This window comes from Achromobacter sp. 01N37 (genome assembly GCF_056399725.1).
In genome coordinates this window covers 56,144-74,886 of the sequence record NZ_JBFTRX010000013.1, presented here as the reverse complement: position 1 = coordinate 74,886, position 18,743 = coordinate 56,144, and the positions used below count along the sequence as shown (strand labels likewise).

General features: G+C 64.1%; 15 protein-coding genes. 1 reads left to right on the top strand and 14 read right to left on the bottom strand.

Annotated elements, in window-relative coordinates; translation table 11 throughout:
* Positions 1-6: 6 nt before the first annotated feature.
* The 5 genes from AC1DSJ_RS23300 to AC1DSJ_RS23280 form a co-directional block, all read right to left on the bottom strand.
* Entirely contained in the window at positions 7-708 is a 702-nt protein-coding gene (locus tag AC1DSJ_RS23300; RefSeq protein ID WP_054426984.1) for a GntR family transcriptional regulator, read from the bottom strand.
* Between the two features lie 12 nt (positions 709-720).
* Complete coding sequence (locus AC1DSJ_RS23295; RefSeq protein WP_054426983.1) at positions 721-1,443, bottom strand: SDR family NAD(P)-dependent oxidoreductase; 723 nt, start codon at positions 1,441-1,443, stop codon at positions 721-723.
* Positions 1,427-3,634 carry an alpha-ketoacid dehydrogenase subunit alpha/beta gene (locus AC1DSJ_RS23290; RefSeq protein ID WP_441372263.1) on the bottom strand — a complete coding sequence of 736 codons (2,208 nt, stop codon included), beginning with the start codon at positions 3,632-3,634 and terminating at the stop codon, positions 1,427-1,429. Before AC1DSJ_RS23290 ends, AC1DSJ_RS23295 begins: the two co-directional genes overlap by 17 nt.
* Positions 3,635-3,721: 87 nt before the next feature.
* A complete protein-coding gene (locus AC1DSJ_RS23285; protein WP_156336969.1) occupies positions 3,722-4,492 on the bottom strand; it encodes an SDR family NAD(P)-dependent oxidoreductase in 771 nt (256 codons plus the stop codon).
* 238 nt (positions 4,493-4,730) lie between these two features.
* Positions 4,731-6,743 (bottom strand): TonB-dependent receptor domain-containing protein, encoded by a 2,013-nt coding sequence (locus AC1DSJ_RS23280; protein ID WP_156336975.1) that lies wholly within the window; start codon positions 6,741-6,743, stop codon positions 4,731-4,733.
* A 328-nt stretch (positions 6,744-7,071) separates the two neighbouring features.
* On the opposite strand from AC1DSJ_RS23280, the gene AC1DSJ_RS23275 reads away from it, so the two are divergent.
* On the top strand, positions 7,072-7,551 hold the full coding sequence (locus AC1DSJ_RS23275) for a VOC family protein (RefSeq protein WP_054426978.1): 480 nt from the start codon (positions 7,072-7,074) through the stop codon (positions 7,549-7,551).
* A gap of 274 nt (positions 7,552-7,825) precedes the next feature.
* On the opposite strand, the gene AC1DSJ_RS23270 is transcribed toward AC1DSJ_RS23275, so the two are convergent.
* From AC1DSJ_RS23270 to AC1DSJ_RS23230, 9 genes are all read right to left on the bottom strand, one after another.
* On the bottom strand, positions 7,826-8,875 hold the full coding sequence (locus AC1DSJ_RS23270; RefSeq protein WP_441372262.1) for an ABC transporter substrate-binding protein: 1,050 nt from the start codon (positions 8,873-8,875) through the stop codon (positions 7,826-7,828).
* 92 nt (positions 8,876-8,967) lie between these two features.
* A complete protein-coding gene (locus tag AC1DSJ_RS23265) occupies positions 8,968-9,963 on the bottom strand; it encodes a CobW family GTP-binding protein (protein WP_441372261.1) in 996 nt (331 codons plus the stop codon).
* Position 9,964: 1 nt separating this feature from the next.
* The gene (locus AC1DSJ_RS23260; protein WP_441372260.1) at positions 9,965-11,635 is read right to left on the bottom strand and encodes an amidohydrolase family protein; all 1,671 of its coding nucleotides are present in this window, start codon (positions 11,633-11,635) and stop codon (positions 9,965-9,967) included.
* 5 nt (positions 11,636-11,640) lie between these two features.
* Complete coding sequence (locus AC1DSJ_RS23255) at positions 11,641-12,888, bottom strand: metal-dependent hydrolase family protein (RefSeq protein ID WP_054426974.1); 1,248 nt, start codon at positions 12,886-12,888, stop codon at positions 11,641-11,643.
* Positions 12,889-12,913: 25 nt separating this feature from the next.
* On the bottom strand, positions 12,914-13,795 hold the full coding sequence (locus AC1DSJ_RS23250; protein WP_054426973.1) for an ABC transporter permease: 882 nt from the start codon (positions 13,793-13,795) through the stop codon (positions 12,914-12,916).
* Between the two features lie 8 nt (positions 13,796-13,803).
* Positions 13,804-14,850, bottom strand: coding sequence for an ABC transporter ATP-binding protein (locus tag AC1DSJ_RS23245; protein ID WP_441372259.1), 1,047 nt, complete (start codon positions 14,848-14,850; stop codon positions 13,804-13,806).
* A 3-nt stretch (positions 14,851-14,853) separates the two neighbouring features.
* The gene (locus AC1DSJ_RS23240; RefSeq protein ID WP_054426971.1) at positions 14,854-15,717 is read right to left on the bottom strand and encodes an ABC transporter permease; all 864 of its coding nucleotides are present in this window, start codon (positions 15,715-15,717) and stop codon (positions 14,854-14,856) included.
* Positions 15,718-15,968: 251 nt separating this feature from the next.
* A complete protein-coding gene (locus AC1DSJ_RS23235) occupies positions 15,969-17,066 on the bottom strand; it encodes a M14 family metallopeptidase (protein WP_441372258.1) in 1,098 nt (365 codons plus the stop codon).
* Complete coding sequence (locus AC1DSJ_RS23230) at positions 17,063-18,529, bottom strand: MFS transporter (RefSeq protein ID WP_441372257.1); 1,467 nt, start codon at positions 18,527-18,529, stop codon at positions 17,063-17,065. Before AC1DSJ_RS23230 ends, AC1DSJ_RS23235 begins: the two co-directional genes overlap by 4 nt.
* Positions 18,530-18,743 lie beyond the last annotated feature (214 nt).

The following is an 18,743-nucleotide window of genomic DNA, read 5'->3' as shown; positions in this document are numbered from 1 at the left end:
CTCGCTTCAGGTTTGAGTCAAATTGCCCGTCTTCTCGATGAACGCCGCCGCATCGGAAATGTCTGCCACCACGGCATCGCGCGCGCCATCCGGATCACGGCGGCGCAGCGCCTGCAGCAGCGTGTCGTGATGGCTGAACGATTCCCAGCTTTCCGACTTGCGGTCTTTGCTGCTCATGCTCAGCGAAAACAGCGGCGCGATTTGCAGCCAGATGTTCTCGATCATCGTGACCAGCAACGGCATGCCCGCCGCTTCATACAAGGTGAAATGCAGATTGCGGTTGGCTTCAATCGTCTTCAGGGTGTCGATCTTGCGCTGGTGGCCCAGCTTGTCGAACTCGTGCGCATAGCGTTCGATGCGCGCCACGGTGTCGTCAGTGATGACCTTCACGGCTTCCGCCGCCGCAAAGCCTTCCAGGCAGCAGCGGATGCGCACCACTTCGCGAAACTTCGGCAGGCTGGGTTTGGGCACGCGCACGCCCCGGCTGGGCAGCATTTCCAGCGCGCCCTCGGCCACCAGCTTGTTCACCGCTTCGCGCACCGGCATCGGACTGGTGTTCAAGGCGGCGGCCAGGCCGCGCAGCGTGACCTTTTCGCCGGGCGGCACCGCGCCGCTCATCAGGAGCTGACGCGTGCGCTGATAGATCTGATCCGCGACGGTGACGCGTTCCTGCTTTTCCAGCAGCCCTTCCAGGATGGTGTTGTCCATGTATGTGTACGCCTATGTCATGTAGACGCCACCGTTCACGTCCAGCGTGGCGCCGCATATGTAGCTTGCGCCATCCGAACACAAAAACGCGATGGGCAAGGCGATTTCGCGGGGCTGGGCCATGCGTCGCAGGGGAATTCTATTCGCATCCAGCGGCGCGCCTTGGGTCATGCCCGTGTCGGTGGCGCCAGGCGCCACGCTGTTGACCGTCACGCCCGAATCGGCCGCCTTGCGCGCCAGCCATTTCACGAACGCGTGCGTGCCGCCTTTGGCCGCCACGTAATGCGGGCTGGCCGCCAGACCGCCCATACGCGCCGCCACGGACGACACCAGCACCATGCGCCCCGCGCCCTGTGCCGCCATCTTGGCCAGCGCCGCGCGCGTCAAGTGCATGACGCCCAGCAGATTGATGTCGATGACCTGGTGAAACACCTGGTCCCAGCCGTCCGCGTTCCAATCGTCCCACGGGCAATAGCCCGCGTTGGCGACCAGCGCGTCCAGGCGTTCGATGCTGGCAACCGCAGCTTCGGCCGCGGCGCGGTCGGTCACGTCGAACGCGAGCGCACGCGCCGTCACGTTTTTCGCGCGTAATTCGGCCGCCAACGCTTCCGGCGCTTCGCGGTCCGCCAACACCAGCGATGCGCCCTGCTCTGCGCACACGCGCGCGGTTTCGCTGCCGATGCCGCCAGCCGCGCCCGTGATCAAGATGGTTTTGCCTTCAAGCGCGCAGGGCATGAACGTTTCCTGGTTGGGCGGTCAATCCGCTTTCCTGAAGCATGGCGGCCAGACGTGTGCGGATATCGTCTTCGCTCGCCAGCGCCGCGCGTTCCAGCGCTTGCGACACCGTAGGCGGCGCCCAGCGGCCCGTCACACGCTGCACCGGCTGATCCAGATAATCAAAATAGCGGCGTTGAATCTCGTCAGCGATCAATGCGCCCAGGCTTGCGCCGCGCGTGGTTTGCTCAACGATCGCGACGCGGCCCGTCTTCATGACGGAGGCGCCGATGGTGTCGTAATCAATATCGCGTTGCGACAGCGTGCGCAGGTCGATGATGTCGGCGCGCACGCCCATCTCGGCGGCCACCTGCACGCAGCGCTCCACCATGCTGAGCGTGGCCAGCAGCGTGATCTGATCCCCTTGCTGCACGCGCTTCGCGCGGCCAATGGGAATGTAGTAGTCCAGCTTCTTTGGCACCAGCGTCTTGCGCTTGTGCAGTTCTTGCGGCTCGATCACCAGCACCGGGTCTTCGCAGCGCAGCGCCGAATTCATCAGGCCCACGTAGTCGAAGGCATTTGACGGGGCAACGATGCGCCATCCGGGAAACAGCGCAAACACGCCAGCCGGGTCCATCGAGTGCTGCGATCCATACCCTTCCGCGCCTGGAATCCGGGTGCGCAACACCAGCGGCACGCTCGCCGTGCCGTTGAACAGATGGCGGATCTTGCCCGCCTGGTTCAGCAGCTGGTCGCCCGCCACCAGGAAGAAGTCGCTGTACATCAGTTCAACGACAGGCTTAAGGCCCGACAGCGCTGCGCCGGTTGCCAGGCCGCAAAAGCCGTTCTCGGTGATTGGCGTATTGATGAGCCGGCCCGCGTAGGTTTCCGTCAGGCCGCGCGTGGCGCCTACCGTGCCGCCACCCATGTTGGCGACGTCTTCACCGAAGACGTAGATGCGCTCGTCCTCAGCCATGCGCGCGCCCATCGTGCGCGCCATGGCTTCGATGTAGGACAGCGCTTCCATGTCTTCTGCGGCGTAGTCCTCGGCCTCGGCAAACTGCACGCCGTCGAATTCGCGCATGTCGCTGTTCAGGTTGGCGTCCACGCTGGACGCCTCCGGCCAGAGTTCGGGGCGGATACGCGCGGATGACCCCGCGCCTTCCACGCAAGAAGCCGCCGCGGCGTCCATGGCATCGGTCACCGCGGCGTCGATGGCCGCCAGTTCATCAGCATTCAGAATGCCGCGTCCGGTCAGCTCACGTTGCAGGAACAGCCAGGGGTCGCGCGCCTTCCAGGCGTTTTCTTCGTCGCGCGTGCGATAGCCAAACGCGCTGCCGGGAATGGACGAGCTCTGGTGGTAGTAGCGGTAGACCTCGGCCAGAATGAATGCCGGCCGGCCTTCGCGTTCAATATATTCTTGCGCCCAGCGCGTGGCCAGCCACACGGCGAAGGGGTTCATGCCGTCGACCTTGACGGCCGCGATGCCGTGGCCCTGCGGACGCGTCAGCAGTTCGGTCTGAAAGGTGGATTGCTCCACGCTCATCGACACGGCGTACCTGTTGTTTTCCAGGAAGAAGATCATGGGCAGGCCGTACAGCGCCGCCAGATTCATCGCTTCATGGGTGGCGCCCTGATGCACGGCGCCGTCGCCAAAGAAGGTCACCATCAGCTTGCCCGACTGCCGCTGCTTTTCCGCAAAGGCATGGCCGCAAGCGATGGGAATACCGCCCGCCACGATGGCGTTCGTGCCCATGATGCCCAGGTCCGCACGGCGCAAATGCATGGAGCCGCCGCGCCCGCCGGTCCAGCCATCCTTCAAGCCCAGGATCTCGTGCATCAAGCCCTGGATCTCTTGCCGCATGCGCAGGCTGAGTCCGCTTGCCACCGGGTCCATGCCGTCTTCATAGAGGGCGTTGACCGCCTTGGCGACACATTGGTGGTGCGCGCGATGTGTGCCATTCATCAAGGTGTCGATGGGCAGCGCCGCAATGCAGCCGGCCGCGCCGCCTTCCTGGCCGATGCTGGAGTGCGCCGGCCCGTGCACCAGGTTCAGCTTGTCCAGCATCAGGATCTTTTCTTCGAAGCGGCGCGCCGCCAGAAACAGCGTCGTCAGGCGCATGGCGTCGGTGCGGCTCAGCTGCTCCCAGTCGCTGTCTTCCACGACCAGGGTGCGGGCTGGCGTCGTCTGCCCGATGTCCTCGAATTGCATGTCTCCTCCTTGTGGCGGGCTGGCGCTGTGGGGCCGGCTCTTTGCGTTCAACCCTGCGCGGTCAGATAGGTGCGCCAGATTGGTTCGTCAAATATGGGCGGTCACGCCGCCATCGACCACCAGGCTTGCACCCGTCACGAAATCGGACGCGGCGCTGGCCAGGAACAACGTCGAACCGATCAGGTCTTCGGGTTCGCCCCAGCGGCCCAACGGAGTCGTGGCCACCACGCGTTCGGCATGGCCGGGGATGTCCACTCGCGCCTGCCTCGATAGCGCGGTGTCGATCCAGCCGGGCTGGATCACGTTGACGGTGATGCCGTCCGCCGCCCAGGCGCAAGCGAGCGATCGCGTCAGTTGCAGCACCCCGCCCTTGCTGGCCGAGTACGCGGCCGTGACGGCGTTGGACGCCAGCGCCAGGATCGACCCGATGTTGATGATCTTGCCCTTGCCGCGCAGGCTCATCGGAGCGTGCACCGCCTGGCACATGTTGAAGGTGCCCTTCAGGTTGATGTCCACGATGCGGTCCCACACGTCTTCGGCGTATAGCTCTGGCCGCATGCGGGTGTTGACCCCGGCGCAATTGATCAGCACGTCGACGCCGCCGTACTTGGCGACCGCGTCGGCGACCGCGTTGGCGCAAGCCTCGCGGTCTTCGACTTGCAGCGCGATGGCTCCGGTCTTCACGCCGGATTCGCGCAGCTCGGACGCCAACGCGTCCAGCTTTTCCCCCGCCAGGTCGGCCAGCACCAGCGTCGCGCCGCCTTGGGCGAAAGCCCGGCTAAGCGCAGCGCCAATGCCGCCTGCGGCACCGGTAATCAAAACGACTTTGTCTCGAACACTGAATAGTTGTTGGGTCATGCTCTGCTTCGCCGCTGCCCGCGCGCCGGCGGATGCCGGGCGCTATTTCTGATATGTGATCACAAATTGGATTCTAGAAACCCAAGGTGGCGAGCGTCAACAAGATCGGCATCGGGGTCTACCCGGGGGTGGTCGACGCGTGGAGAGCATGGCGCGGCGCAACAAAAAAGCCGGGGCGCTAGGCCCCGGCGTGGTGCTTGCTGGCGGGCGGGCGTCTTGCCGCCACGCCCTACCCTTGTCAGTACGTCAGTCGCACGCCCAGCATCACGCTGCGGCCGGGCAGCGGCGCCACCGATGAGATAAACGACGCGTGGTTGTAGGCCAGTTTGTTCAGCAGGTTGGTGCCGCGCAGATAGACTTCGTAGCCCGTCTCGCCGTAGCGGCCGCGGTAAGCGACCACGGCGTTGACCAGGTTGTAGCCCGGCGTGCTGTCTTCATACGATGCGATGTCTTTTTGCGAGAACACGCGTGCGTATTCCACGCCGCCCGACCATTGATCCCACTTCACATTGCCGCGCACACCCGCGCGCGCTGCCGGAATGCGCGGCAAGTTGCCGTCGCCGCCCGTCAGCTTGCCGCGCACGTAGTCGCCGAACACGGCGGCCGAGAACACCGGGGTGAACTGGTGGCGAAGCTCGCCTTCCACGCCCGTGAATTCTGCGTCGCGTTGCGTGTATTCGATCAGGCGGAAGTCTTCGTAGCGGTCCAGCGTATTGGCGTAGATGTAGTTCTTCACGCGGTTGTGGAACACGCTGGCCGAGAACGTGGTGTCGCCCGAATGCTTGCGCAAGGTCAGGTCAATGTTGTGCGACGTTTCGCGGCCCAGGTCGGCGTTGCCGAGTTCGTAGGTGTTGGTGGCCAGGTGTACGCCGTCTGCGTAAAGCTCTTGCGCGTTGGGCAGGCGTTGCGAACGCGACAGCGACAGCGCCACCGAGTACTGCGGCGCGAAGTCCCAGATGGCTGCGGCCGACAAGGACGTGCCAGACAAGCTGCTGCGCGGCGCGCCGCCTTCCGGTGAAATGCGCTGCCAGTCCTGACGCGCGCCCACTTCAAAACGCCAGTCGTTCAGCTGATATTCCTCGAGCACGAACAAGCCGTTCGAACGCGTGCGGCTGCGCGGCAAAAAGGCCTCTTCGCCGTCGGCGCGAAAATCGCTGTAGGCGTTCTGCAAACCCACCACGCCGCGCCAGCCGGCAATCGGCTTGTGCTGCAATTCCACGCGCAGGTCGTAGCCCTTGTTCTTGAAGCGCGTGCCAACTTCGCCGCCTTCGATCTCGTCGTGCTGATAGTCAGTCAGGCCACCGCGCACGCGGATCTTTTCAAAGCCGGCGAACGGGTCTTGATATTCGGCGCGCAGATCCAGGCGGTTGCTGCGCAGCTTCACGTACGGCACACCGCCGTGTTCGTGATCATGATCGTGGTCGTGGCCTTCTTCTTCGTGATCATGGTCGTGGCCGCCGCAATGCAGGTGCGTGCCGTGCGGGTGGCAGCCTTCGTATTCGTGGTTGTGTCCCGGCAAGCCGTACTTGCTTTCCAGATGCGTGAACGCCAGGCCGACGTAACCGCGCGGGGTGATCCACGACATGCCGACGGAGCCCTGCGTGGATTCGCTGTACGAGCCTTCAAGCTTGCCGCCCGGCCAATCGGGCACGTCGTAATCGCTGGTGCGCCGCTTCATGCCTTCAACGCGCACCGCGAACTGGCCTTCGCCCGCCGTGATGCCCACCGCGCCTGAACGTTCCTTGGTGCCCGTCGCGCCGCGCAATTCGGCTTCGGCCTCGATGCCCTTTTCCGGCACGGCGGTCGGAATCTTCTTGTCCACCACGTTCACCACGCCACCAATCGCGCCGCCGCCGTAGAGCAAGGTCGCGGGGCCGCGCAGCACTTCAATGCGCTCGGCCAGCAGCGGTTCCACCGTCACCGCGTGATCAGGGGAAATGCTGGAAGCGTCCATCACTTCGGACCCATCAGACAGCACCTTCACGCGCGGTGCGCTTTGACCCCGGATCACCGGTCGGCTTGCGCCGCCGCCAAACGTGTCGCTATTCACGCCCGGCAGATTCTTCAGGGTTTCACCCAACGTGCCAGTGCGCTGCTCAATCAGCGCGTCGCCCTCCAACACAGAAGCGGGCAGCGTGGTGCTGTTCAAGTCCAACCCCAAGGGATTGGCGGACACGGTAATGGGCGCCAGCGTTTTCGCGCGTTGCGGATCGGTTTCCGTCTCGGCCTGCGCCACCGGCGCAATCAGCATCAACGAGCAGACCAGCGGTTTCAGACTGCCCCCACGCGGCTTGCGGCCCCCCGTCACGTTGCGGCTTCCCTTGTTGAACCCCAGCTTCTTGCCTTTCATCTACGTTATCTCGGATGTTATATCATTACAAATCGCTGGCGAATGATATAACATTTCATCATTATCGCAAGGGGCTTTCGGCAAAAGCGTGACATTTGAAACCGAGCTTTGACGACGCAGATATCGCGAATTGAAGCGGGTATCCTCGTCAATACGAAAACCCGTTTACGCGATTTGCGCCGGTTGTTCGGGCGTCGGCAACGGCGGGTAACTCACGAGGAGACCCCCGATGATTCCCAAGAACACGATTTGCCTCTGGTTCGATGGCACCGCGCTGGAGGCCGCGCAGTTTTACGCGAAGACGTTCCCCAATAGCTCCGTGGACGCGGTTCACAAAGCGCCGTCCGACTATCCCTCAGGCAAGGAAGGCGAAGTGCTGACGGTGCAATTCACCGTGATGGGCATACCGTGCCTGGGCTTGAATGGCGGTCCGGCGTTTCAGCACAACGAGTCGTTTTCATTTCAGGTCGCCACCGACGATCAGGCAGAGACTGACCGCTTGTGGAACGCCATTGTCGAGAATGGCGGCCAGGAAAGTGATTGTGGCTGGTGCAAGGACAAGTGGGGCTTGTCGTGGCAGATCACGCCGCGTGTGCTGACCGAGGCATACACGGGCGCTGACCGCGCGGCCGCCAAGCGCGTCTTCGAAGCCATGATGACGATGGGCAAGATCGACGTCGCGAAGATCGAGGCGGCGCGCCGGGGCTGATCGGCGCGCGGCAGGAGCTACACGTTTATCTGGAGTCAGACTGCAATTTTTTATTGGAGTCTGACTCCAATTTTTCGACTGCTATTTTTCATTGGAATCAGACTGCAATTTCGCAGCATACGTGCATAAGAATTGCAGTCTGACACCTTAAAAAATGGAAAAAATGCAGTCTGAGTCAACTCTCGAACAATTGCAGTCTGACACCCAAAAAAATGCAGTCTGAATCAATCCGCCCAGCCTGAATCAATCCGCCTGAATCAATCCGACTAGCTCATCAACCCGCCTTGAATTCCTTGTTCCAGAATTCCAGCATGTCGGCTTTGCCTTCGGTCAGGCCCTTCAGGTCGTAGGCATGCAAGAGCTTCACTTCGGCTTCGGTGAAGCCCACGCGCTTCAGGTTTTCCGGCAGTGTTGCGTTGGTCACGGTCGGCGCGTAGCCCATTTTTTCGGCAAAGCCGATCTGGCCTTGCGGGTCGAGCATGGCGTTCAGGTATTCCCAGGCCGCGTCCTTGTTGCGGCTATTTTTTGCCACACCCGCTTCGAACGACACCGGCACCGAGCCTTCCTTCGGGATCACGAAGCCCAGTGGCAGGCCGCTATCTTTCCATTGCAGCGCGCGGGCTTTCCACATGCAGGCGATGGCGATTTCGCCGGATTTGAATGCCGACGCCACGGCCTCGTTGGACGGATAGATGCGCGGCGCGTTGGGCTTTAGCTTCGCCAGGAAGCGCTTGCCGCCATCAAACGTCTTGGTGTCGCCACCCGCGCCCAGGCCGACGAAGACGGCGTTGTACAGGTACAGAATGTCGGAGAAGCCCACCTGGCCCTTCCACTTCGGGTCCAGCAGCACTTCCAGCGAATCAGGCGGCGTGGGGAATTTTTCGGTGTTGTAGACCAGCGTCATCGCGCTGAAGATGTGCGGAATCGAGTACGGCGTTTTCAGCGCGGCAATGGCGTGCGCCAGATTCGGCAACTTCTTTACATCGATGGGTTCAAGCGTGCCGGAGCGCTCGGCGTCGTACATGTCGACTTCGCCCAGCAGCGCCACGTCCATGCTGCCGCGACGCGAGTTCTTCTCGGCGCGCAGCTTGGTGACGCGGCCCACCGCGTTGCCGGTGTCGTACACGACCTTCACGCCCTTTTTCTCGACGATGGGGTTGATGATCTGTTGCAGCAGGTTTTGGTAATCGCCGCCCCACGTGCCCACGACGAGTTCTTTTTCAGCGGCGTGCGCCATGCCCGGCACCCAGCCCAGCGCAGGTGCCAGCGCCAGGCCAGAGGCGGTCTTGATGAAGCCACGGCGAGTCAGGTTTTTCTCTTGCATAACAACCTCGTATCGAAGGGGGACTGACGACTTGCTACGGTGCGGGTGCGCAGGCGGCTGTGCCCGCCGCGCGCCCGGGTTTCTAAAAAAATTCAGGCCAGCATCTCGACCGGCGCATCGGGCGCGGACGCGCGGATGTCGTCCACCTCGATATCGCGCGCGATGACGATGATGGCATCGCGCGCATCGGGTTGACGCGTCAGCCGCTGCGGCGCGCTGAAGGTGGTGCCCACCGACTGGATCAGGATGGGCTCGGCGCATTCGGTCACGCGCACCACGGCTTTCACCCGCAGGAGGCGTTCGCCGCACAAGCCGGCCAGGTTATCCAGCCATTCTGAAAAGTCCGTCCAGCTGATGCCCTCGCGGGCGCGCGCCGCCATGACGCGGATGCGGGGGTGCGCGGCGTTGTCGGCAGCGCTTTTGCCGGAGCCACCCGCGATCAGCATGCGCGCGGCCAGCCCGGCCAGGTCCGCCACGCCTTGCGACGGCGCGAAAGCGGCTTGCACGGCACGGCTGCGGTCAGGGTCGGCGATGACAAGCGCCAGCGGGTTCAACGCGGCAGCGCGCGCGGCGCGGCCTTCAAGCGCGAAGGCCGGTAAAAGATCGGTCTTCGTCAGCACGATGCGATGCGCCGCGCCGAACTGCGCCATGGCCTCGTCCATCTCGGCCAGCGCATCGGGATCGCGCGCGCAATCATCGGTGCAGACGACCGTCAGCCGCAGCCCCCGGCTGGCCAGTTCAGGATCGGCCAGCGACGCAATGATGGGGCCGGGCCGCGATAGGCCGCTGCATTCCAGGATCACGCGCTGCAATGGCCCCGCGCCTTCGGGGCGCGGCGCGTCCAGCAAGGCGCTCAAGGTATAGACCAGGTCGCTGCGCAACGAGCAGCACACGCAGCCGTTGGCCATCAGCGTCATCGGCACGTTGTCGCTGTCATTGGCGACGATGGCGCCGTCCACACCAATCTCACCCGCCTCGTTGACGATCACGCCCGTATCGCGCGACGACGGATCGCGCAGGTAATCCACCAGCAGCGTGGTCTTGCCGCTGCCCAGAAAACCGCACAAGAGGAACAGGTCGACGGCCATATCAAGCGGCCTCGTCGGCGCTGTCGCAGGGTGAACCGGCAGGCGAACCACCGGGTGACCCACCAACGGGAGGACGCTCACCATCGGGGTCTTCCGCCCAGCTGTCCTTGACCATCTTGCGCACGTCCGCCAGCAGCTCGGCGGTGTCGTACACCACGCCCGACTTGATGGTGGTGCGCAGGCAGCGCTGCCATTCAACCTTGGCCGTGTCGTCGTTCAGGCGCATGGCGCCCGTGCCGAACAGCAGCTTGAAATCGGTCAGCGGGTTTTGATCGTGAATCAGCAGGTCGGCGCGCTTTTGCACGTCGATGGAGCCGGTGTCGTCATCAATGCCCAGCAACGCGGCGCTTTGCGACGTGGCCGCGCGCAGCACTTCAATGGGGTGGAAGCCGGCCTCTTGCAACAGTTCCAGTTCACGCACAAAGCCAAATCCGTAAATCTGGAAGATGAAACCGGAATCGCTGCCGGCGCATACGCGGCCGCCCAGGTTTTTGTATTCGTTGATGAATTGCATCCACAAGCGGTAGTTCTGCTTCCACTCGATCTCGTTGGTGGTGCTCCAGCGATACCAGTACGCGCCGTGCCCGCCGCGCTGCGGCTGGAAGTACTTCCACACCGCCTTCCACGTGTAGTCGTCGTGCCAGTCGGCGCGGCGCGCGCGCATCAGGTCGCGGTTGGCGTCGTAGATGTTGAAGGTGGGGACGAAGGTGTGGCCGAGTTCCAGGAATTGGTCCATGACCTGGCGCCACTTGGCCGAGCCCGGTTGGGCGGCCTGCATGAAGGTCTGGCCGGCGACGGCGAAGCGGTAGTACTCGTCGCTGTAGTTGTAGTCGGTGGGAAAGGACTGCACCACGCGGTCTTCGAACAACGCTTCGGGCAGGCCGTAATAGTGTTCGGAACTGGTCAGCCCCCAGCGCGCGGACTTCAACGCGTTCACGCGTGTGACGGCCATCTGCGCATGGTGGCAGCCCGAGCGCAGGCCCTGTTGCGCGGCTTCGTCCAGCGCGGCTTCCATGATGGCGGGCGGCGCCCCAAAGAACTTGATACCGTCGGCGCCGCGCGCGGCCAGCTTGCGCACCCATTCGCGGCCCTGCTCCGGCGTGTGGATGGTTTTCACGCGGTCGTTCACGGCGGGGAAGACGCTATGCACGATCATGCGCGGCGCGGCGATCTTGTTGGCGGCGGAAAGCTCGCGCTGCTCCAGCGTCCAGCCCAACCCGCCCATCGCGCCCATCTCGCGCACCGTGGTCACGCCGTGCGCCAGCCACAGTTTGTAGATGTAGTCAGCGGGCGGCACGATGCCGCTCATGGCGTGATACGGCGTGCCGATGTGCGCGTGCGCATCCACAAAACCGGGGGTGACGAACTTGCCGTGGCAATCGATTTCGTGGTCGCCCGGACCCGGGCGGCGTTTGGGGTCGATGGCCTTGTGCGGCGTACCCACGTTGACCAGTGCGGTGATGCGTTCGTTTTCGATCACGATGTCGACCGGCCCCCAAGGCGGAGCGCCCGTGCCATCGATGATCGTCGCGCCGCGCAGGATCAGCCGGGGAAACGGCCCCAGCCCACGGTCGCGCGACACCGGCGCCGTCGGCGGATGCCAGCCCTTGGCGGCGTTGACGTCGCGGGATTCCTCACCGACTTCCGACTGTGAAAACGTGGGATCGCTCATGGCGCTTACACCCCCAGCCCGTTATGTTCGATGACGCCGCCCTTCATGATCAGCGCCAGATGTTCGCCCTGCCCCAACAGGCAGGACAAGTCGCGGTACGGGTTGCCGTCCACCAGCAGCACGTCCGCCAAGGCGCCCGGCTGAATGCGGCCCAACTGGCCGACCTGGTTCAGCACTTCGGCCGCAGTTGTTGTGGCGCACTGAATGACTTCCTGCGCCGACAAGACTTCGTTGCGGATGCGGAATTCATCGCTTTGCAGGCGTTGCGACGGGCCGAGCAAGTCCGAGCCATAGCCGATCTTCACGCCCGCCTTCTTGTAGATTTCCAGCGAATGCAGGCCCGCGGTGCGCACCGTGGCGATCTTTGCGACCGAGTCGGGCGGCAGGCCGTAGTCGGCGCCTTCGTTGGCCAGGGCTTCGTAGGTCACCAGCGTGGGCACGACAAACGCGCCCTTCTCGGCCATGAAGCGCGCCACGCGCTCATCCACCAGGTTGCCGTGTTCAATCGTGCGCACGCCGTTGCGGATGGCGCGTTCGATGGCGTCGGCGGTGTAAGAGTGCGCCATCACGTAAGTCTGACGGCTGGCGGCTTCTTCGACGATGACGCGAATTTCTTCTTCCGAATAGCCATAGGACGCGATGGGGTCGGTGGGCGATGCGACGCCACCCGAGGCCATCATCTTGATCTGGTCCGCGCCCATTTGCAGTTCCTGGCGCACGGCTTTGCGCACGTCGTCGATGCCGTCGGCCACGCGGCCGATGTCGCCCGCGCGGAAGCAGCAGCCGCAGAAGCTCATCGGGCGCAGATGGTCGGAACGGGGACGCGGGTCGCCATGGCCGCCCGTCTGGCTGATGGCGCGGCCCGAGATGAACAGGCGCGGCCCCTTCACCGTGCCTTCGTTGACGGCGCACTTCAGGCCCCAGCCCGCGCCGCCCGCGTCACGCACGGTGGTGAAACCCCGGCGCAGCATCGCCGCCATGATGGGCACGGCGCGCATCATCACCAGCGCGTCGGGCAACACGCCTTGCGTGCTCAGGTTCAGCTGCGTGGCCAGCACGTGTACGTGCAGATCGATCAGGCCGGGCATGAGCGTGCGGCCTGCCGCGTCGATGACCTGCGCGGACGCGCTGGTAATGGGCTTGTCTGACACTTCCTTGATGACGCCGTCCTCGACCAGCACGTGGTGGCCTTCCAGCAGGTCGGCCTGCAAGGGATCAAGCAGGTTCGCGTTCTTGAACAATACGGATGCCATGAATATTCCTTGAGGGGGAGTCGGGTCAAGACGCCATGGTCTTGATGTAGCGCCGATGAATCAGCCAATTCGAAATCAGTGCAATGACCAGCGTGCCGCAGACCAGAATGACGGCCAGCGCCGCGCCAAACGGCCAGTTCGATGCGCGCGTGATCTGGTCATAGAGCGCGGGCGCCATCATCGTCAGGCCGGAGCCGCCCAGCAGCACTGGCGTGGCGTAAGCGTTCATGCACAAGATGAACACCAGCATCGTGCCCGCCGCCACGCCGGGCGCGGCAATGGGCAGCACAATGCGGCGAAACGTCGTGAAGAAATTCGCGCCGACGTTGCGGGCGGCTTCTTCTACCGACAGGTCCATGCCTTCCAACACGCTTTGCAAGGTGAGGATCAGGTAGGGCATGACGACGGCGGTGGTGCCGATGACAACCGCCGTGGGCGTGTACATCAGCGTGATGGGTTTATCGACCAGCCCCAGCCCCAACAACACCGCGTTCACCACGCCCGCGTTGCCCAGCGCCACCATCCAGCCCGCCGCGCGCACCACGTTGCCCACCATCAGCGGGAACACCAGCAGAATCACGAACAGGCTCTTGTATTTGCTTTGCGTGCGCGCCAGGAAGTACGCCACCGGAAAGCCCAGCACCAGCGCCAGCACGGTGCACAGCGCGGCCACCCAGAGCGTCGTGAAGAAGATATCGCGGTAGTAAGGGTCGCCGAAAAACTTGGCGTAGTTTTCGAAGGTGAAGGCGGTTTGCATCAGCTCCGCCGGATCGAAATGATTGAAGCTGTAGCGCGCCAGTTGCAGAATGGGGACCAGGATGATCACCAGCACCACCAGCGACGCTGGAAACGCCAGCCCCGGCCCCAGCCACCGGCTGGGCCGCCCGTCTTGTGTTGCAGTCGTCATGGCGGCTCCTATTGCGTGAAGGCCACGCAGTCTTCGGGCTCGAAGCACGCGTACACGCGCGCGCCCGGCGCCGGTTGCGCGCGGCTTGCGCCACCATTGACGACCTGGCTGATCATGCGGTTGCCGCCTTCCAGCTGCACGCGCACTTCCAGCACCGATCCCAGATACAACGACGATTCCACCACGCCCGCCAAGGCGTTGCCGCCCGAAGGCTGCTCGGACAGCCGCACGCGTTCCGGCCGCACGCCCACGTGCGTTGCCCCCGCGCCGCCCGGCGTGGCGATACGCTGGCCCGCGTCGGTGTGAAACTGGTTGTCGGCCTGGCCCCGGCCCGTGAAGACGTTCATCTTGCCCAGGAAGTCGGCCACGAAAAGATTGGCGGGGCGCTCGTACAGCGTGTCGGGTGCGCCCACCTGCTGCACGATGCCGTCATGCATGATGGCCATGCGGTCGGCAATGGCCAGCGCTTCTTCCTGGTCGTGTGTGACGAACACGGTTGTCAGGCCAAGACGCTGCTGCAAGGATCGGATCTCTTCGCGCACTTCCAGCCGCAGCTTGGCGTCCAGGTTGGACAAGGGCTCGTCAAGCAAAAAGACTTTGGGTTCGATTGCCAGCGCGCGCGCAATCGCCACGCGCTGTTGCTGGCCGCCGGACAGCTGGCGCGGATAGCGGTCACGCAGCTCGGTCATGCGCACCATGTCCAGCACGCGGCGGATCTTGGCGTCCCGATCGGCTTTGGGCACCTTGTGCATTTCCAGCCCGAAGGCCACGTTCTCGGCCACCGTCATGTGGGGAAACAGCGCATAGCGCTGGAACACCATGCCGGTATCGCGCTTGTGCACGGGCAGCCGGGTGACGTCGGTGTCGCCAATGCGGATGCGGCCTGCGGTGGGGGTGATGAAGCCGGCGATCATGCGCAGCGTGGTGGTCTTGCCGCAGCCGCTGGGGCCCAGGAACGTCACCAGCTCGCCTTCCGCGATCTCCAGGGAAAAGTCGGATACCGCCACCGCCGAGCCGAATTGCTTGCGGATATTCTCGATTGAGACCTTCGCCATTTCTTACACCACCTGACTGAGTTTCACGTAGCGGTCGGTCACAAGCATGATGATCCCCAACAGCAAGATTTGCACCGATGCCACCGAAGCGATGGTCGGGTCCAGATTGAATTCCAGGTACTGCATGATGGCGATCGGCAGCGTGGTGCGGCCCGGCCCCACCAGCGACAGCGACAGCTCCAGGTTTTCGAACGACACCACGAAACTGAACAGCGCCGCGGCCACAATCGACGGGCGCAGCATGGGCAAGGTCACACGCAGAAAGGCCACCGGAGCGCTTGCCCCCAGGTTGCGCGCGGCTTCCTCGATGGAGCCGTCCAGCCCGGCCATGCCGGCCGTGACCAGGCGCACGGTCCAGGGAATCGTCAGGCAGACGTGCGCAATGACGAGCCCGCCAAAGGTGCCGATGATGTCTTGGTCCAGCACCTCTTCAGCGCGCAGGTAGAACAGGTAGATGCCCACGCCCGCCACGATGCCGGGAATCAGCAGCGGCGACAGCAGCAGCGTATTGACGCCCTTGCTGCCCTGGAAGCGGTAGCGCGCGATGCCGACCGCGGCCAGCACGCCCATCACGACGCCAATGGCGGCGGCCACCAGCGACACTTGCAGGCTGAACAGAAAACCATTGGCGAACGCGGGGTTCTGCCACGCTTTCACGTACCAGGACAGCGTGTAGCCGGACGGGGGGAAGTAGAGGATGGCGTCCTTGAAGAAGCTCAGCCAAACCACCAGCACGATGGGGCAGAGCATGAACGCATACATCAGGACGACGAAGACCCGGTGCAGCCACGTTGCCCACGGGATCACGCGGATGGGCGTAACCCGGGTGGCCGCAACGGCCGGGTCCAAAGGAGGCGCGCTATGCAAATCCAGATTCCTTGTCAGCGAGGTGCCGGCTCGGTTTGAAACTCCTCCTGGAACTCTTCGGTTCACTTGGTTAACCGAAGCATATCTATGGGTTGCTGCTCGGCTCAACTAGGGATAACCCACGCGCTTTGCAACTCGCGGGTAATCCCTGAAATCAAGCGAAAACAGGTGCAACCTGCCGCAGTGCAGCACCTCAAATAGGTGCAACCCGGTGTGTTGGACCGGGTTGCTGCGCGATCAAAACACGGGCGTTACTTCGCCGCTTCCAAGCCGCACAACGCTTGCAGCACCGCGACCCGGCTTTGCCCCAGCACCATGCCGTGCCAGTCATACGCGTGGCAATAGAACGCGTCTTGCGTGGCTTGCAGGATGTCGCGTCGCAATGCCGGCGGCGCATCGGGATTCGCCCGCAGCCAGTTGCGGCCGCGCAGCGCCAGCACGATGTCATCGAACGGCACCGTGCCGTATTCCAGCGCCATCAGCGTGGGCGAGGAATCGGGGCACGCTTGATAGATCAAGCCGGCCAGATGCCCGGTAATGTCTACCGACGCCGAGCTGCCCTGATAGGGCACCGCAATATCCGCGCCCCACCACTGCCGCGCGCGCGCGACTTCCGCATCGTTGCGCCGCCCTGCGTAGATTTTTTCGCCGTGGCCGCGCGGACCCAAGCCGGTGTGCACGTCAATCCAGCCGATGTGCGCGTAGCGGCTTGCGTGCGTTTCCAGGATGCGGCGCAGGTTCAACAGCGACGCCGCCGGGCGCGCGCCGCCGTAGAACAGCCCGTCGGCGTGCGTGTACTGGCCGCGCGACACGGCCTGCGCGAAGGCGGGCTGCCCGTGCTCGGCGACGTAGCGCGCGATGTCGCGCTGGTTGCTTTCCGATGGCGGCCATTCCGCGGGCAACAGCAGCGGATGCAGCGCGGCATAGCCCGGGTTTGCGGGCAGCGGCGTGCCGTCAAAGGGCTGGGCGTTGCGGTTCAGGTCGACGTTGCCTTCATCGGTGCGCGCCATCCACGAGAAGCCATACGGGTTCACTGCGTGCACCAGCAGCAAAGCCACGCCGGCTTGCGCCGCGCGCTTGATCATCGCGGCGTCATCCATCAGCGAAAACTGGCAGCCCGCGCCGCAGAACCCTTCCACGCCGTGCGTCGCCGACGTCATGATCAGCAGCCGTTGCGCGTCTGGCGCGCCCAGCAGCGCCACGTCGGTGGCCAGGGCTTCGCCCTCGCTGCCCACGTCCGAAATGGGGTAGGACTCGACGGCGGCGCCCAAACGCGCAGCGTCGGCCAGGAAGCGGTCGCGGGACTCGGCGTAGCTGCGGGGGAAGTAACTCGTGCTGCTGGGCATCATGGCTCCTGCGTATCGATGACGTGGCCGGTGCGGTCCTGAATCCAGAACAGCACCACGGTGGAAAGCGTCACCGTCACCATCAAGTACCAGGCAGGCGCCATGGGATTGCCGGTGACGTGCAGCAGCCAGGTCACGAAGAACTGGGCGAAGCCGCCAAAGACCGAGATGCCCAGACCATACACGACCGACATCCCCGTCGTGCGCACGGCCTTGGGAAAGAGTTCGGGCAACATCGTGATGACGGGTGCGGTCTGTAGCGCCAGCAGAACGGCCAGCAGCGCAATCACCGTCATCAGCCGTTCGGTGCTGGGTGCGGATACCAGCCATTGAAAGCACGGCAGCAAGGCGCACACCGTGGCGGCGCGCGACCAGAAGATGACCTTCTTGCGCCCCACGCGATCGGCCAGCATGCCGACAAATGGCGCGATGACAAAGCCGATGGCGCCCAGCACCACGCTGGCAAACAGCGTGGAGGTGGCGGGCAGGCCCAATTCCTTATTGGCATAGGCCGGCATGTAGAAGCCGATGATTTGCGCGCACACCATGCCGCCGATCACCAGCAAAATGCCTTTGACGATTTGCGCCTTGTGTTCGGCAAAGACCAAACGCAGCGGCTGGTGTTGTGCCGTGGCTGGCGAGGGCGCCGAGGGGTGCGGGGTGTGCGGGGTGTGCGGGGTGTGCGGGGTGTGCGGGGTGTGCGGGGTGTGCGGGGTGTGCGGGGTGCGCGGAGTGTGCGGAGTGTGCGAGGTGTGCGGGGTGCGCGGGTTCTGCGAGGATGTGGAGGTTTTCGCAGGCTCCAGCGTCTCTTCCAGATTGCGGCGGATGTACGCGCCCACCGGCACGGTCAGAATGCCGATCACGAACGGCACGCGCCAGCCCCAGGCCTGCATCTGTTCCTTGCTGAGCGCCGCCGTCAGCAGCGCCACCGTCAGCGCGCCCAGCATCACGCCCAGCGACTGGCTGCCGAACTGCCAGCTGGAATAAAACCCGCGCTTGTCCGCGGGCGCGTGCTCCACCAGCAAGGTGGTGGACGCACCGACTTCGCCGCCTGCGGCAAAGCCCTGAATCAGCCGCGCCAGCACCATCAGCACCGGGCCGGCGACGCCCATCTGGGCGTACGTGGGCGCGGCAGCAATCAGCGCACAGCCCAGCCCCATCAGCCACAGCGTCAAGGTCATGGCGGCGCGGCGGCCGTGGCGGTCGGCATAGGAACCTATCAGCATGCCGCCCACCGGGCGCATCAGAAAGCCCACGCCGAACGTGGCGGTGGTGAGCAGCAGCTGGCCGTACCCCGAGGCGGCCGGAAAGAACAGCGGCCCGATCACCAGCATCAGGAACGTGAAGACGGTGAAGTCGAAGAATTCCAGCGCGTTGCCAATGGTGGTGCCGGCGATCACGCGCCGGCGCATGGCGCTCGAATGCAAATCCTGCCGGCCAGGCGCGGCGGCAATGGCGATAGACATGTTTTCCCCTTGATGTCCGTTTTTCCGGGCGGCCGGTCCGTGAACCGGACGCTGTGGCCGCCCTGACTGGATGAATATACGGATGGCGCACGATAAGGAAAAGACAGTATTTTTATTCCAGTGAAACCTTTTTCTTATATCCCCCCAGTTCGCTGACCCGTGATCCACCACCCGGCCCTATCTCTGGCCGCGGCCACGGCTGCGGCTACGTCCG